This window comes from Verrucomicrobium sp. BvORR106 (genome assembly GCF_000739655.1).
Lineage (GTDB): Bacteria > Verrucomicrobiota > Verrucomicrobiia > Verrucomicrobiales > Verrucomicrobiaceae > Verrucomicrobium.
In genome coordinates this window covers 1-15,594 of the sequence record NZ_BATR01000102.1, presented here as the reverse complement: position 1 = coordinate 15,594, position 15,594 = coordinate 1, and the positions used below count along the sequence as shown (strand labels likewise).

The 15,594-nt window shown below is 59.1% G+C and carries 16 protein-coding genes; 4 read left to right on the top strand and 12 right to left on the bottom strand.

The features are described 5' to 3' along the window. Positions 1-76: 76 nt before the first annotated feature. Both queD and BV106_RS17715 read right to left on the bottom strand, forming a co-directional pair. On the bottom strand, positions 77-442 hold the full coding sequence (gene queD, locus BV106_RS17720) for a 6-carboxytetrahydropterin synthase QueD (RefSeq protein WP_009960776.1): 366 nt from the start codon (positions 440-442) through the stop codon (positions 77-79). A 48-nt stretch (positions 443-490) separates the two neighbouring features. After that, a complete protein-coding gene (locus tag BV106_RS17715; protein ID WP_081891874.1) occupies positions 491-2,563 on the bottom strand; it encodes a sulfatase in 2,073 nt (690 codons plus the stop codon). A 37-nt stretch (positions 2,564-2,600) separates the two neighbouring features. Between BV106_RS17715 and BV106_RS17710 the strand changes: the two genes are divergently transcribed. Next, the gene (locus tag BV106_RS17710; RefSeq protein ID WP_081891872.1) at positions 2,601-3,326 is read left to right on the top strand and encodes a DUF1287 domain-containing protein; all 726 of its coding nucleotides are present in this window, start codon (positions 2,601-2,603) and stop codon (positions 3,324-3,326) included. A gap of 16 nt (positions 3,327-3,342) precedes the next feature. Here the strand turns inward: BV106_RS17710 and BV106_RS17705 are convergent, their stop codons facing one another. Further along, positions 3,343-4,287, bottom strand: coding sequence for a metal ABC transporter substrate-binding protein (locus BV106_RS17705; RefSeq protein ID WP_265595804.1), 945 nt, complete (start codon positions 4,285-4,287; stop codon positions 3,343-3,345). 76 nt (positions 4,288-4,363) lie between these two features. Next, complete coding sequence (locus BV106_RS17700; protein ID WP_038166977.1) at positions 4,364-5,098, bottom strand: glycerophosphodiester phosphodiesterase; 735 nt, start codon at positions 5,096-5,098, stop codon at positions 4,364-4,366. Between the two features lie 278 nt (positions 5,099-5,376). On the opposite strand from BV106_RS17700, the gene BV106_RS17695 reads away from it, so the two are divergent. Continuing rightward, on the top strand, positions 5,377-6,207 hold the full coding sequence (locus tag BV106_RS17695; RefSeq protein WP_265595803.1) for a hypothetical protein: 831 nt from the start codon (positions 5,377-5,379) through the stop codon (positions 6,205-6,207). Between the two features lie 132 nt (positions 6,208-6,339). After that, the gene (urtA, locus tag BV106_RS17690; protein ID WP_343123377.1) at positions 6,340-7,578 is read left to right on the top strand and encodes an urea ABC transporter substrate-binding protein; all 1,239 of its coding nucleotides are present in this window, start codon (positions 6,340-6,342) and stop codon (positions 7,576-7,578) included. Between the two features lie 1,264 nt (positions 7,579-8,842). Here the strand turns inward: urtA and BV106_RS17685 are convergent. Next, positions 8,843-9,145, bottom strand: a complete 303-nt coding sequence (locus tag BV106_RS17685; RefSeq protein WP_038166915.1) for a hypothetical protein — start codon at positions 9,143-9,145, stop codon at positions 8,843-8,845. Between the two features lie 253 nt (positions 9,146-9,398). Between BV106_RS17685 and BV106_RS17680 the strand changes: the two genes are divergently transcribed. Beyond that, a complete protein-coding gene (locus BV106_RS17680; RefSeq protein WP_038166914.1) occupies positions 9,399-10,871 on the top strand; it encodes an IS4 family transposase in 1,473 nt (490 codons plus the stop codon). 69 nt (positions 10,872-10,940) lie between these two features. Here the strand turns inward: BV106_RS17680 and BV106_RS38650 are convergent, their stop codons facing one another. The 7 genes from BV106_RS38650 to BV106_RS38645 form a co-directional block, all read right to left on the bottom strand. After that, the gene (locus tag BV106_RS38650) at positions 10,941-11,219 is read right to left on the bottom strand and encodes a hypothetical protein (protein ID WP_265595802.1); all 279 of its coding nucleotides are present in this window, start codon (positions 11,217-11,219) and stop codon (positions 10,941-10,943) included. 99 nt (positions 11,220-11,318) lie between these two features. After that, on the bottom strand, positions 11,319-11,936 hold the full coding sequence (locus tag BV106_RS35795; protein WP_265595801.1) for a transposase: 618 nt from the start codon (positions 11,934-11,936) through the stop codon (positions 11,319-11,321). Next, positions 11,834-12,865 carry a transposase gene (locus tag BV106_RS17675; protein WP_051945997.1) on the bottom strand — a complete coding sequence of 344 codons (1,032 nt, stop codon included), beginning with the start codon at positions 12,863-12,865 and terminating at the stop codon, positions 11,834-11,836. The genes BV106_RS35795 and BV106_RS17675 overlap by 103 nt, the downstream gene beginning before the upstream one ends. A gap of 41 nt (positions 12,866-12,906) precedes the next feature. Further along, positions 12,907-13,221 carry an IS66 family insertion sequence element accessory protein TnpB gene (gene tnpB / locus BV106_RS17670; protein ID WP_038166913.1) on the bottom strand — a complete coding sequence of 105 codons (315 nt, stop codon included), beginning with the start codon at positions 13,219-13,221 and terminating at the stop codon, positions 12,907-12,909. 47 nt (positions 13,222-13,268) lie between these two features. Then, complete coding sequence (locus BV106_RS17665) at positions 13,269-13,634, bottom strand: hypothetical protein (protein ID WP_265595800.1); 366 nt, start codon at positions 13,632-13,634, stop codon at positions 13,269-13,271. A gap of 297 nt (positions 13,635-13,931) precedes the next feature. Continuing rightward, the gene (locus BV106_RS17660) at positions 13,932-14,234 is read right to left on the bottom strand and encodes a hypothetical protein (RefSeq protein ID WP_038166907.1); all 303 of its coding nucleotides are present in this window, start codon (positions 14,232-14,234) and stop codon (positions 13,932-13,934) included. Then, positions 14,231-15,594 (bottom strand): RHS repeat-associated core domain-containing protein (locus BV106_RS38645; protein ID WP_038166904.1); only part of this gene is annotated, 1,364 nt, incomplete at its 5' end. The genes BV106_RS38645 and BV106_RS17660, both read right to left, overlap by 4 nt.

Below are 15,594 nucleotides of genomic sequence, written 5' to 3'. Positions count from 1 at the left end.
TGCACGCACCTCCCGACAAGTCCAATCCCCTCTGGGGAAAGCGACCCCAGAGATTCTGTTCAGCGGCTTTCAGCGCCTAAAATTGCCCGCGGAACACACAGCGCGCCGTGGGCGTCTCGTGAATCACGATCTCACACAGGCCCGGCAGTTGCGGGCTCAGACGCACCCAGAACCAGGCGGCCATGTTTTCAATCGTGGGATTCTCCAGGCCCTCGATCTCGTTCAGATAGGAGTGATCCAGAAGATCCATCAAGGGGTTCATCGCCTTGCTGATCTGGGCGTGGTCATAGACCCAGCCGATCTTCGGGTCCACCTCGCCCTCGACGGCGATCTCGATCTTGAAGCTGTGACCGTGCATGCGCTTGCACTTGTGATCCCCGGGCAGGGAAGGAAGGGTCTGGGCGGCTTCAAAACGATAGTCCTTAACGAGGCGGCAAATCATGGCTGAGAGAGGGAAAAGGGAAGAGGGGTAAGGGATAAGTAACAAGGCTCACTCCACTGGCACGGCGCGGGCCGCGCGGCGATCTTCGGTGACGCCGGGGAGGATGGTCATGCGCAGAAGACGGAAGGGGCCGTCAAAGGGGGTGCTGTTCGGGAAAAGTTTCGCAGGCAATGGGCCAAAGCTGGCTCCGGCCGAGAGCCCCTCAGAGGGAAGGCGGGGAAAGCCGCCTTCAAAGGGAGCGTAGCCGCGCACTTCCTTGGTCAGCCCTGTGGCGGCCAGGGACATGGAGCCATCCAGCGAGACCAGGCTGCGCACACGGATCTGGCCGGGAGCAAGCTGCTCCTCAGACTTCAGCGTGGATCGCAGGCCATCATAGTTCACCGTGAGCGCCGGGCGACCATCCACCAGGTGCAGGGCGAAGCCCAAGCGAGTGTCTCCCTGGCTGATGAGCGTGCTGTCCGCGTTGATCGCAGGGTTGTAGTCAAAGACCACCTCGATATCAAAGGCGCGCTCAAGGATGTCCGGTGAGGAGTCAGCATTCAGGCGATCTCCCCCCTGGAAGAAGTAGCTCACCATCCCGTCGGGTGAAGAATCCACCTTCACCTGATCCACCGTGCGCGACGAAGATGTCCACTTCTGAGGAATCTGCGCCGCCAGTTCCTTCTGCACCGCAGCCAGGTTTGTCCGGCCCGCGAGATTCGTCCACTCATGCGGGTCTGACTGGTGATCGTAGAGTTCCTCGCTCCCGTTGGAGTAGCGGATGTAGCGCCAGCGATCCGTCCGGACTGCGTAGCTGGCCTTGTCCCCCTCACCCATGGCGGTCAGCGCGGGGGTGGTGCGGGTGGAGTTGGGATCGCGCAGCAGCGGCACCAGAGAAATGCCGTCCAGATGTTGAGGCTTGGGCAGGCCTGTCAGCTCGCACAGAGTGGGATAGAGATCGATGAGGCTGACTGGCTGGCTGCTCTGCGAATCGGGCTGCGTCACACCAGGGGCCACCACGACCAGAGGCACATGCGTGCCACGCTCCCAGAGGCCGCCCTTATGCCAGCGCTGTTTTTCGCCCAGATACAGGCCGTGATCACTGGCGAAGACGATCACCGTGTTGTCCTTGTTGGGGCTGCTCTCCAGCGCATCCAGCACGCGGCCCACCATGGCATCACAGAAGGAAATGCTGGCCAGGTAGGCGCGCACTGCGGAGGCCCAGAGCTGGCGATCCATCATCTGACGGTGCAAGCCGCCATTGAGATAGGCCTTGGCCGTGGCAGGCACATCGGCCAGGTCATCCTCCTTCACCTCAGGAAGGCGCACCTCTGAGAGCGGACGCTCGGCAAAGTACTGGCGCGGCACATACCAAGGGGCATGCGGCCGATACAGGCCGACCGTGAGGAAGAAGGGGCGGGGTTGCTTGCGCTGGAGGTATTGGGTGGCCCAGTTCACCACCTGGCCGTCGTCGGTAGCCTCGGGCTTCACGTCCACTGTGCCCCAGTCCCAATACCAGATGTCCAGCCCGTTGAAGTTCTGCCCCGTGTGCACCGGCAGATCGGGGATCTGCACCCCGTTCCCAGGGAAGCGCGTGTCCCATGCGGCGTCCTGCTCAAAGCCCCGACGCCCGCCGTGCCAGCCCGTAAGCCGCCCTTCAGGGCCACCGTGGCTGGCGTGAAACACCTTACCCCCGGCTGCCGTGGTGTAGCCTTGCTGGCGGAAGTACTCGGGGAGGGTGGGCTTGCCCACCAACGTCTCAGCATTGCGCCAGTCCTGCTCGTTCCCCGCCACCCCGCTGTTCCACGGCTGAATGCCGGTGAGCATAGAGGTGCGGGAGGGATTGCACAGGGCATAGCTGCAGTGCGCGTTCATGAAGCGCATGCCCATGCGGGCCAGGCGGTCCATGTTCGGCGTCCGGGCCTGAGGGTGGCCGCCCATCCAGCCAATCCAGTCATTGAGGTCGTCGGCGATGATGAAAACCACGTTGGGCGAGTCCGCGCGGGCGGCCTGTGCCTTGGGCACGATGGCCGGTTTCACGGTCACTTTGGGAGCGCTGAACGCGAGGGCATGCCCCAGCGTCAAACCGACCGCCAGCATCGCGCCGCGCAGAAAATAATGCCTGGAGAACCTGCCTTGCATGAAGTGGCGCAGTGTACCCAGAACGCGTCTCCCGACAATGAAAACACGCCTCACTCTCCCCTCTCCCTCCCTGATCCCCGCCCTGGCCAGCCTGATTTTTTCCTGTGGCCTCGCCGTCGCAGCTCCTGCGCCAGAGGGTGCCCCCGCCCCCTCAGAGCTCAAGTCTGCCCTCACGGACCGGGGGCTCACCCCTCAGTCTCGGGCGCAACTTCCAGCAAATGGCGGCTCCTTTGGCATCAAGCTCGCCCACGCCGCCCTGGACCGCACCCGCCACGACGTGCGCTATGAGCCCGCCTACGTAAAACTGTCCTACCCGGGAGGCGACGTCGATCCCGCCACGGGCGTCTGCACGGACGAGATCATTCGCGCCTGTCGCGCCCTCGGCCTAGATCTTCAAAAACTGGTGCACGAGGACATGAAAGCGAACTTCAGCAAGTACCCCAAAAACTGGGGCCTGAGCCGACCGGACCGCAACATCGATCACCGCCGCGTCCCCAATCTGCAGACCTTTCTGAAACGCCAGGGCGCGGAGCTCGCCGTTACTCAGAAAGACGAAGACTACCGGCCAGGAGACATCGTCACCTGCACGGTACCGCCCCATCTCCCCCACATCATGATGGTCGTGCCCGCCCCAGATGGTGGAGCTCGCCCCTGGGTGGTGCACAATATCGGCCGCGGACCACAGCTGGAGGACGACCTGTTCACCTACCCGCTCACTGGACACTATCGGTGGAGCCCGAAGTCCAACGTCAAGGATCAATGAAATTACATAACCTTCATCAAGGGATGATCTTCTTGATCTCCTGGATGTTGGACTTCATCACATCCAGCCAGGTGCCTTTCTCCGGCACGTTGGCTGATGGATCGAAGACCACGCTATTGACTCCCAGAGCCTTGAGCTTCTCCACCGATTCCGGCGCGGGAACCCCTTCCCACACCATCCACTTCGCCGGGTGGGTGGCGAGGATTTTCTTGAGCGCCTCGATCTGGGCTTCATCAGGGACGGTGTCCGGTTCCCATAGCACCGACTGGACATTCAGCCCGTACCGCCGCGCCCAGTACTGGTAAATGGGGTGAGACACCACGAGCGGCTGCTTGGCAAGCCGTGTGCCCTCGCTCTTCATGTCTGCATCCAGCGCCAGAAGGTCCGTCTTGAGCTGGTCGAAGTTGAGCGCGAACAGCTCGACCTGGGAGGTCCGTGCTGCCTGCAGGGCCTCGCGAACCGCGTCCGCCTGCTGAATAGCCTGGTCAAAGTCAATCCACGTGGTGAACACCGTGCCGCTGTGCGAGTGCTCGCCCTCACCGCTGTGACTGTGCGTGATGGCATCCTTCACCACGATGAATTTGTCTGAGAAGGAAGCGGATGTGTTCACCGTCTTCGAGTCAGGGAGGGTCACCGTATCCAGCCAGTGCGAGTAGCTCGCCCCATTGAGCAGGATGATATCGGCCGACTGGTAGGCCTCCACCTCAGCCTCAGTGGGCTCCCAAAAGGCCGGATCCACGTCTGCGGGTGCAGGAAACTTCACCTCCACCTCAGGTCCTCCGATACGCTCTGCGAAGTACGCCAGGGGATAGTTCGCGACATACACCACCAAGCGACCGTGCGAGCTGGTTGGCGGGGTCGTTTCAGCCGGCTGGGAGCTGTCTGGAGCTTTTTGCTCCGGGGCGCATGATGCCAGCAAAGCGCCGACAAGGACGGTGGACAACAGGGACAGGGGTTTCATGAGAAAGTCAGGAATGCGTGCAGCGAAGATTCTCGCCACCCTGCGCATGGATGCAACCACGGAAAACCACCCCACCTCAACGCGACGGGGGAAAGACGGCCCGACGGAGCCTCTCTGGGATGTTCGTCGTCAGCCCATTCACCCTCATCGCCGCCAGCTCCCTGGCCCGCACCAGATCATCCACCGTCCAGATGTAGAGCTTGAGACCTGCCTCATGAGCCCGGGCCACATCCGGCTCGGTCAACGGCCAGTCCACCCGCAAGTCCAGTCCTCCGATCCGATGGCTCACTGCCAGCTTAATGAGATGCGTCAAATTCCAGATGGAGGGGTAGTCCACCACCCATGCCGTTTCCACCACCGGCATCGCCTCCCGGGCCTGCTGCACCAAAGCATGGTCGAAGCCAATGATCACCACCTGCTCCGGGTCCAGCCAGCTGGCCTCCAGCACCTGTCGGACCCCTTCCACCAGTCCCGCGCCAGCCTTCAATTCCAAGAAGACCCGCCGCCCCTTCGGCACCTCTCTCAAGACTTGGGCCAGCAACGGCACCGTCGTGTGTTTGGCTGAGCCCCTGCCCAGCCCCGTCTGTATCTGCACCAGGTCCACGGCATCCAGTGCTGCCACCTTGTGCGCATTGCCCGCTACCCGGCGCAAGTCCGCGTCATGAATCACCGCCACCTGATTGTCGCGGGTCATGCGCAGGTCCATCTCCACCGCATCCGCACCCTGCTCCCATGCCAGACGAAAAGCGGCCAAGGTGTTTTCCGGAGCCTCCGCTGAAGCGCCACGATGGGCAATGATCAGCGGCTTCATGGACTTATCATGCCACATTCAGCCATTTTTTCCAGCGGAGACTGAGGATACAAGTCGGTTGGCCACACAATGCCAACACGGACCAGAAATGTTTTTCGATATGCATTCATCTTGTTTTTTCCATCGCCCGCTCCGCCATCCCGCCCGCAGCAACAAGGGATAATGTTCGGGTAAAAGATTTATCGGAAATACATTCAAAGCTGGCATCCCCGCTGCTTACGAACGTGTTGCGACCGGCAAGTCGTGACAACCAACAACAACCTAGAAAGAACAGACGCATGAAACTATCCTTGATTGGAAACCTCAGAAAACTGCTCTCCCACAAGGGGGCGATGCTGGCCGCTGCTGCCATGCTTTCGCCCGTCGTCGCTCAGGCTGGCACCGTGTCCGGCAAGACCGTGGTGCCCCCGGTTGAGCCTCCGGCCCCCACCCCGCTCATCACCGGGAACCTTTCCCTGTTCTATGACACCCACTTCATCTCTTACGGCCAGGACGTATGGGGCGTGGGCAATGATTGGGGTGAGTGGTTCTTCCACCCCTCCCTTGAGCTCGACTTCAACCTCGCTCCCGGGTTGCAGCTCTACATCAACACCTGGGCTGACGTCAATGACCAGGTCGAAGGTGACATCGGTGACTACGTGCAGGAAATCGACGTGAACGTCGGCTTCTACTACACCGTGGACAAGTTCAAGTTCCAGCTCGGCTACGGTTCCTGGAACTACGCTTCCCAGACGGAGCACATCATCGACGGCAAGATCTCCTACCTCGACGGACTCATCAATCCTTTCGTGGCCCTTCACGGTCGCGTCGGTATTGAGATCCCCGGGTATGATGAAGGTCTCGTGACCCAGGTTGGTATCGCTCCCGCCACCACGCTGGGCCCGGTCAGCCTCTCCTTCCCGATCACGGTCTCCTTTGACACGGACGGCTTCCACGCTGGTGACGGTGGCTTCGCCTACGTCTCCGCCGGTGTTGGCGCCTCGATCCCGCTGCACAAGCAGATCTCCCTCGCTCTCGGTGTGACTTACTACCACACCCAGGACGACGTGATCCCGAACGCTGACAGCGACTTCGTCGTGGGTTCCGCCGGCATCGTGTTCACGTTCTAATCCGTCCCTTTTCAAAAGGTTCAGATTCCTCTCACCAGCGCGCATCGTCACCCTTGGCGGTGCGCGCTTTCAATGAAAACACACATCGACAAGCACCAACCAAGTATGAACAGAAGGTACTTTCAGGCATTCATGGCCGCTGCGCTGGCCACCACCATCGCCACTCCCGTCATGGCGGCAGAGACCGTCAAAGTGGGCGTATTGCACTCCCTGAGCGGCACGATGGCCATCAGCGAGACCTCCCTCCGCGATGTCCTCCTCTTCACGTTTGACGAGATCAACGCCAAGGGTGGCGTGCTCGGCAAAAAGATCGAGCCCGTCGTCGTGGATGGCGCTTCCAACTGGCCGCTTTTCGCAGAGAAGGCCAAGCAGCTTCTCGAAGTGGACAAAGTCGCCGTCACCTTCGGCTGCTGGACCTCCGTGAGCCGCAAGTCCGTGCTCCCCGTGTTTGAAGAGAAGAAGGGCCTCCTCTTCTACCCCGTGCAGTATGAGGGTGAAGAAAAGTCGCCCAACATTTTCTACACCGCTGAGGCGGTGAACCAGCAGGCCACCCCGGCGGTGGATTACATGCTGGAGCAGGGCAAGAAGAAGTTCTATCTCCTGGGTTCTGACTACGTCTATCCCCAGACCACGAACCTCGTGCTTCTGGAGTATCTCCTGAGCAAGGGCGTGCCGCTTGAAAACATCGGCGGCGGTTTCACCAAGGACGCTTCCGGCAAGATCATCTCCGCCGGCAAGTACACCCCCTTCGGTCATACCGACTACCAGCAGATCGTGGCTGAGATCAAGCAGTTCGCCGCGGGCGGCAGTGCTTGCATCATCAACACCCTGAACGGCGATACCAACGTGCCCTTCTTCAAGGAGTACGCTGCGGCTGGTCTCACGGCAGAAACCTGCCCGGTGGTGAGCTTCTCCGTGTCGGAAGATGAGTTCCGCGGCCTTCCCGCCAAGCAGCTCGTCGGCCAGCTCGGCTGCTGGACCTACTTCCAGTCCCTCAAGAGCAAGACCAACGCGAAGTTCGTGAAGGATTTCAAGGCCTGGCTCGCCAAGTCTGACATCCCCGGCATCGTCAAAGAAGGCCGCGTGACCTGCTCCCCCATGGTGCTCAGCTATGATGGCGTGTACCTCTGGAAAGCCGCTGTGGAAAAGGCTGGCTCCTTCGACGTGGACAAAGTGAACGCTGAACTCGAGAAGGGCATCTCCTTCGAAGGCCCCGGCGGCAAAGTCACCACTCAGGGGAACCGCCACCTGACCAAGAACGTGTACATCGGCGAAACCAAGGCCGACGGACAGTTCAAGATCCTCAAGTCCTATGAAGGCGTGGTCGGCGAGCCATTCCTCAAAGGCACCTTCAAACCCAAGGAAAAGTAATTTGTTGTTGTTTGGTGAGCGCCCGGCCTGAGCCGGGAATTGCAAACCCTCCGTGATCCAGCCGCTGGCAACAGCGCCTCTTCACGGAGGGTTTTTTGTGCCCGCGTTTCGGGAGATGAAAGAGCGGGAGACAGAAGACCTAAGACGTGGGGCGCACTGACCTGCCGCCCAGCATTTGGGGTGGCCGCCGAGCAACCGATGAATTCCACGCGCTCAGTTGAAGTTTTTCCTCGAAGAGGATGTGGCTACAAGCCCAACGTTGACGAGCTTCCAGCGAGTCTACGTTGGGTCCGGATGTTGGAAGTTTCTACTCCGCAGGAGTTGTGGCGGTCTGAGGCCTTTCGTGCCTGAGGTTCCTTGGCAGAATCAACCTCGCCCGTTGATTTCAGGTAATTCCCGTTTCGCCGCCTTCTCTTCATCCGAAGCTCATCGCTGAAGGCGATGTCTAACACAGCCCAGTGGTTGAACGAGCCCTAAGCGAGTCAACCCTGGGTAGGTTACACCACGAACATCAGGTGTGGAAGCCGCTCCCATCGCTTCCCTCCCCACCGCCATCAACGCCTCCACATCGAAGTGAATTCGCCGGCCCATCGCTCCGCTTCCCCTCGGCGGTTGTGCAAGCACAAACCACCCATCCTTGACTAAGCAAGTTCGGCCAACGCCCTGTGGAATGATTATTCGGGCCTGATGAACTCACTGCGGTCTTTCGCACCTCGCCCATGCCGAAGACATCCCGGAAGGCAATCGGAGGTCGCGGGAGCCTGACAACCACTAGCTCCGATTGGAAAAGCATCAACCGACCGCAACGCGGTCGCAGCAAAAGCCGACTTCACGATGTATCGAAGCCTCCCTCATCACACGTTTACCTTCTAGGACCTCCACCCAGCGCAAACACGTCTCACACCGCCCCCTCTTTGCATTCGAGAAGGCGGACCGCCTGAATCGTCTAGATCATTTTCATTGAGACAAGGCATCCGCTCGATCTTCAAGCAGCCGCCGGAATAGCCTGTCTTCTGGCATTCCTCCGGCCCAACCGCCAACTGCCTCTCCACCACCCGAGAAATGCAGTGGTAGTACGACAACCGAAACCATCGGATCGCAAAGATGTGGGGGGGCGCCATGCCACGATATCGAACATTTGCGATAGATCCCCTCAAACTGGCAACAGATGTTGTCGCCGTCCCCATTGCGCTTTGAAGTTGAATCCGCAGCAGCTTAAGTCAGTTCCACTCTAGCCTGCCTATTTGTACTTGCATATTAGGACTCATGCATCAGCCGGCGGTCGAGGCTTCATATGAGAGAACAACCAAAGATCTCCATCTATCCTGGCCTTCAATTCGGCTGGCGTCGCAAACCAATTTGGCATAGTTGAAATCTGAAGACATCTTGGATGCTTTGCCAGGGCCTCGATGTGCTCTGCCTCGTGTGGGGTCGTCTTGAATCGGTATATGCTGACCACTTCACCGCTGCTGTCAAACAGCAATAAACCATGCTGAGGCGCAAACCGCCGATGTGACTCCTTATAGTCTAGATTGTTCACCAATTCGAATGCCTTTTCAAGATTCATGGTTATTTGGGACCAAAGTCGGACTTGCTACCGCAGGTTGTTTTCTGCAACAGGTGCTTGTTGTAGTCAATGAGTGGCTTTTCCATACGAGACCACTGGCCCTGTTTGCCCTGAATCAGCACATCAGGAATATCATCGGTGATTGTCTTTCTCACAAATAGACAGGCTAGAATGGCACTGACTTTAGGGATATTTGGGGTGTTTTAGTTCGACACGAACGTTGAAGATCGAGCGGTTCGATGTATTACTGCGAATGCGCCCGTCAACCCCCTTCTTTCCCGGCGTCTCCCGCATCCTCTTTGGCCGCGCCCCCTCCCGGCACAGCTCCCCGCTCAGCCAGTCCAGATCCAAGGTTGATGCCCTCTGTCTACGCCAGCTGGGTGTACTCTTGGGCGACTGGCTCCCGGGCTTGATCGCCTCCTTCAAACCAAAGGAAGGCGACAACAGCAGGGAGCGCATTTATACTTTGTCCGTCACCTTCTGGGCATTCCTCAGCCAGGTGCTTGATCCCGGCGGCTCCTGCCTTCGCGCCGTCTGCCGCCTCAAGTCTTTGATGTGCAGCCATCGGCAGGAACTTCCCGAAGAGGACACCGCCGCCTATTGCCGGGCCAGAGCTCGCTTGCCCATCAAGCTTCTGGTTCGAGCCTCGCGGGAGCTGGCTCGACGTCTTTGCGCCGGTTCCTCCGGCTCAAAGGACCCGCGCCGCATCGTTGTCATGGACGGTACGGGCATCACCCTGCCCGATACTCCCGCCAATCGTGAGGCCTATGCCTATGGCCCCAGTCAGAAGCCTGGCTGCGGCTTTCCTCTCATGAAGCTGGTGGGTCTCTTTGATCTGAGTACCGGCGCCTGGCTGGCCACCGTCAAAAGGGGCCGGCGCATTCATGATTCAACCATGGCCTGGCGGTTGCTCAAGCACCTGCGTGCCGGGGATATCCTGGTGGCTGACCGGGGCTTCTGCTCTTACGCATTCATCGCCGTCCTCAAGCAACGGGGCATTGATGTGGTCATGCGTATGCATCATTCGCGCCAGTGTGATCTGCGCAAGGGGCGACGCCTGGGCAAGAGCGACTCCGTCCAACGCTGGTCCAAACCTCAACGGATCGGCAAGAGCGCTGCGACGGTTCACTTCAAAGACCTCCCTCCTCAACTGGAAGTGCGAGTGACCCGTTTTGATGTCTCCATCAAAGCTCATCGCACCCGCCAGATCTGGCGGGTGAGCACCCTCTTGGATGCCGGGCAATGGAGTTCATCAGCCATTGCCAGTCTTTATCTGCGGCGCTGGCAAGTAGAGCTGTTCTTTGCGGACATCAAGACCACGATGGGCATGGACATGCTGCGCACGCGCAGCCCTCACATGGTGGCCCGCGAGTTGCTCATGCACATGATTGCTTACAATGTGGTCCGGCTGATGATGGCGCGAGCCCAGCCTCTGCGCGAACTGGGCTCCAGCGGGGTGTTGAGCTTCAAAGGAAGCAGGGACCGGCTCGATCAGTGGCAATGGTGCCTGTGGAGCGCCTCCAGTGCCCGCCAATCGCGGATGAGGCTGACTGAAATGCTGCAAAGCATCGCTGACGATCCCTTCCTGGAGAGACCGCATCGACGGGAGCCGCGATGCAAGAAACGACGGCCCAAGAACTACCAACTCATGAGCAAACCCAGGCACGAAATGAGCGAGACGCCGCACCGAGCCCAGCGGCAGAGCCGCAAAAAGGATGCGGCTTAACTCAGTGCCATTCTAGACAGGCTATTTGTACTGGCATAGATACATATCGTCCACAATTGCCGAAAATACCTACGCTAGTTCCACTTCATACCCCAAAGATTCGAGATATTTCTTATTTCTATCTAATATCATCGCTGAATATGCTTGATCGGCCTGAGTACTGCAATTCCACAGTGCCATGTTTTTGAGCGGAGGACCAGATTGCAAGATTAATCGTTTTGTAGCACCGTTTAAGGCAAACTCATCGATGTCGCAATCAAAGACAAAAGTGTAATTCCCCGAAGCATCTTTATAGTCAATTGTCCAAGCATCGGATCCAAACTCGACAACGTAATCTGAAATATTCATTTTAGAAGTTTACCTCTATCACAAGATTTTTTCCTTCGCTCATATTTTTCGTAAGCGTCACCGACGGTTCCGTCTTTTAACACTTGACGTCCCTAGGGGTCAGGCGGCCTGGGGCCGTTGCCAGGCCAGCATCCTAGCCACGGCCGCCGGTGTCACGTCCTTGATCTGGCGGTTGGTCATCGTTGGCATCCGGCTCAGCAGGTCGCGAAGGTACTCAAATGGATTGAGCCCCCACCTGCGACAGTTCTCGATGATCGTCAGGCACACTGCCGTGAGGTGCCCCGCCCCGGCCTCCCCAATGAACTGCCAGTTCTTGCGCCCCAATGCCGCAGGCCGCATCGCGTTCTCGATGCGGTTGTTGTCGATCTGCAGCCGGCCATCCTCCACATACACCACCAGGCGCTCCCACTGGTTGAGTGCATAAGTCAATGCCTGCCCCATCGCGCTCTTGGGGGTAAAGCGCGCCTTTCGGCTCATGACCTCAATCATCCTGTGGAGACGTTCCAAGATGGGCACAGACTCCTGCTGGCGCACCACCTCACACAGGCCAAGCCCGGCTCGCTGCTTTCGCAGTCGGGCTTCAACGGCGTAAAGATGACGGATCTGTAGCAGGATCAGCCCCGCATATTGCGGCGCTTCATCCTTGGCCTCCACAAAGTAACGCCGGGCATGCGCCCAACACCCCAGCAGGGTGATGGCAACTTCGCTCTGCGCCACATGGCTACTGTAGGCGGCATAACCATCGCTTTGCACGGCCCGTCAAAGTCCACCGGCAAGATATTGGCGACACAGTCAGCTCCCCGGCCCAGCTGCCAGGTGTAAAACACCCCGCCGTGCGGATTGCCACAGACCCATAGCTGGGCGGTCTTGGTCTGACCATGCCCGGGGCTCAGGTAGTCAATGTGCGTCTCGTCCATCTGGACGTAACCGGCGGCCAGCACCTCCGCCTTGATCTGCTCATAGACCGGTTGCAACCACTCCACCGCCAGCTTCAGCCAACGGCACAGACTCTGGCGGGGCAGCTCCACACCATGGCGCGTGGCGTAGATGCGCTCCTGGCGGAACAACGGCAGGTGGTCGCAGTACTTGGCGATGATGATCTGGGCCAGCAATTCAGGAGCCGCGATGCTGCGCTCCTGAAGCGTGTTGAGCGGAGCGATTACGGGAGGTTCATGACTGGCATCACGATGGACATACTTGCGGCGGATCAACAGGCGACGCAGGAACCGGCCCGGCTCAAAGTCCAGCAGCTCGGTGACCTCCTGACCGATGCAGCGCCAGTCCTGCGGGTTGTTGGTGACCTCTATAGGATCCACCACCTCTTCCACGGCGGGCAGATGTTCGGGTACACGGGGTTGGGATGCCCGACGCTGCTTGTCGGGCTTGGGCTGGCCCGGTGCGGGTTTGGCCAGTTCAGCCTCCAGGGCGGCGCAACTTGCGCTGGAGGCTTCGGCTTTTTTTGGCCCGTCATCCCCCTGCAGCAGCGACAGCAGCTGATTGGCGTCGAGCTTCTCGCTACTGGCCCCAAAGAGCCGCTTGATGAGGGCGTCGACCTTGTCGCGCAGCAGCTTGTTTTCCTGACGAAGCGCCTCGACCTCCTGGGTCAGCTGGGCTTCGCGGGGACTCATCATGGTGGACACCATCATGATGAGTCCTCATGCTGGTGGCAAGGAAAGTTGTTTCCTTTTTACACCGGCCCCGCCGGAGGTCGCTCATACCACGGTCGCATCGTGGCCTGATGGAGGTCGATGCCGTCGGTCAGCAGCGCAAAGATCTCCGGGGTGAGGGACATCTTGGTCTGGCCCGCCTGGGAGGAGCGTGGCCAGAAGAACGTACCCGCGTCCAGCCGCTTGGTTAGCAACCACATCCCGGTGCCATCGCAGTAGAGGATCTTGAGCCGGGTGCGCCGCTTGTTGGCAAAGACATAGAGCGCCCCGTTGCGCACGTCTTCTTTGAGCTGGTCATAAACCGCCCCACAGAGACTGCCAAAGCCCTTGCGCATATCGCAGGGTTAGAGGGCCACGAAGATCTTGAGACCACCGGTGAAGCTCAACATGGGCGGGCGAGGTTGCGCAGGAGTTCACCTGCCAGGGGCACCTGGCTGGCATGGTGCAGTTGCAGGGTGATGCCTGCGGCCAGCTCGATGATCAGCGGCAGCGCTAGCTCCGGGACGGGAGCAGCCTCCACCTCGACAAAGCGCGGTGGTCGCTGGGCCGACACTGCTTTGCCCGACCCGCGGTTTTGCTGGTGCTCCCAGCCCATGAAGGTTTGATAGTTCACGCCAGCCAAGGTCGCGAAGCGTGCCCCGCTCAGGCCACTGCGGGCGAACTCCGCGAGCAATGCCTCTCGTCGTGCCGCCGGGGTGCGCACACACCCCAGCCCGCCCTGCTTCAAAACCAATGACGTCGTAGTCATAGACGTCATACCTTTCAAACCTCGACGTCTATGATGCCAGCGAGATCATAAGGCACTGGGCGTCACGCTTACGAATGAAATGCTGCAAAGCATCGCCGACGATCCCCTCCTGGAGAGTCCGCATCGACGGGAGCCGCGATGCAAGAAACGACGGCCCAAGAACTACCAGCTCATGAGCAAACCCAGGCACGAAATGAGGGAGACGCCGCACCGAGTCCAGCGGCAGAGCCGCAAAAAGGATGCGGCTTAACTCAGCACCATTCTAGCCTGTCTATTTGCATCTGTTAACCCAGTCGACTACGAGTTCTCACTTTCTGGCCATTCATCGTCCCATCCGTCCCATACTGTTATTTTTCTATTTGGACGCTTCTCTTTGAGATAGGAGACCACTCTTTGAAAAGCTGTGGCAATACGATCCATATTTTCAGGCGTTTTTGCAATACGATTTTTCCCGCTTAGGTCAAAGGCTGTGCTGTAGAGAGTGATGTCATCCGGAAAGTTCTCGCCGGGATCAAATGGAAATTTGATTACCCCCGTCTGATCGCTGTGCGAGAGGCTGAAGTCGCCTTCAAACTTGATGGTATACGCTTCTGAACTCATGAGGATTTCCCTGGGAAAATATATTTGATCGATACTTCACCTTTATTGGCCTTTTGCAAGAGGATCGGAAGTTCGTGTTTCCAAAAATATTCTCCAGCTTTCCCTGCCTGCCCTGCTTTCGAGACATAAACTGGCACCTTTCCCGAGGCACCCTTTGCCCAATTGATACATGCTTGCACTAAAGCAGCATTGTTATCACTTCCGGCCTGTTCAAGTAATTCAGGAGACACCCGCAAGACCTGATGCCCAACCTTCTCAGCAGCCTTGCGTCCTTCCTGGCCCATGTAAAACGCCCTCGTGCCCTGTGTCGTCGAGCCAGGTGTCGCTTCGACTGGTAGGACCGTCTTTGCTACTTCGGTTGCAGCCTTTGCTGAGGTCAGCTCGGCTTCAGCTGCGGCAGCTTTCGCAGTTGTAGTTAAAGCAGCTCTCCCCTCGCTGACCGCAGTCCTTAGTGCGACAACTTCGGTAGCAGCAAACATTGCAATGTTGAGAGATGCAGCAATGCCAAAAGCACGCCAGTCACCAGCATTGGCGTCGATGGAATAACCCAGGTTTCGTCGCGCCTCCGGAGTATTGTCATGGCACGACATACAGAAACTGCGATGTTTGTTTCCAAAAGCATCAACGTACCCACGGCCGCTTGCGTAGCCCGCCCCAGCGACAGGCAAGATTTTTCCATTCTCTTTGCCCATTCCACCCACTTGGAGCCAAGAGTTGTCATATTCCGCCAGCCCCTCCGGATCCCACGCGGTCCACGGATTCTGCCGCACGTACGCATAAAGGTTCGGCCCATCCACGAACCCCGCCGGGTCGCGGCTCAGCCAGACGCCGGTCTCGATGTCTCGGTACCGGAACCCTTCGTTGAGCAATCCGGTCGGGTCCTCCTCCTTGGTGTTGGCTCGCTGCCGATCCAGGTTGGTCCCGGTTTCCACCGGGCGTTTGCCATACGCTTCGTAGCTGGCCGTCCAGGTCAGGGCTCCGGCGTCGTTGCTCTGGGCCACGACGTCCCCACGGCCGTTGCTCATCGCATACTTCGCCTCCGTCCCGCCGTTGCGCAGGCTGTACATCATCCCACCCACGCCACCGCCCATGTCCGGGCCACGCAGGTACTCCACCGTGGGCGTAATGCCCTGGGACTCGTACTCGGCCACGCTCAGGCCACCGCTGAACACGATCGCGGTGCCGATCCCGTTTTCCACCCGGCTGATGCGCCGGGTCCGGTAATCATAGCCATAGTCGTGCTCGTCTGCATTGGGCAGGGTCACGCCTTCCAGGCGGTTCTCCGCATCCCAGTGATAGGTGGTGGTCTGGGCGGATTGTCCGGTGACCGTCAGTGTCTGGGTGGCGCGATTGCCCGCCA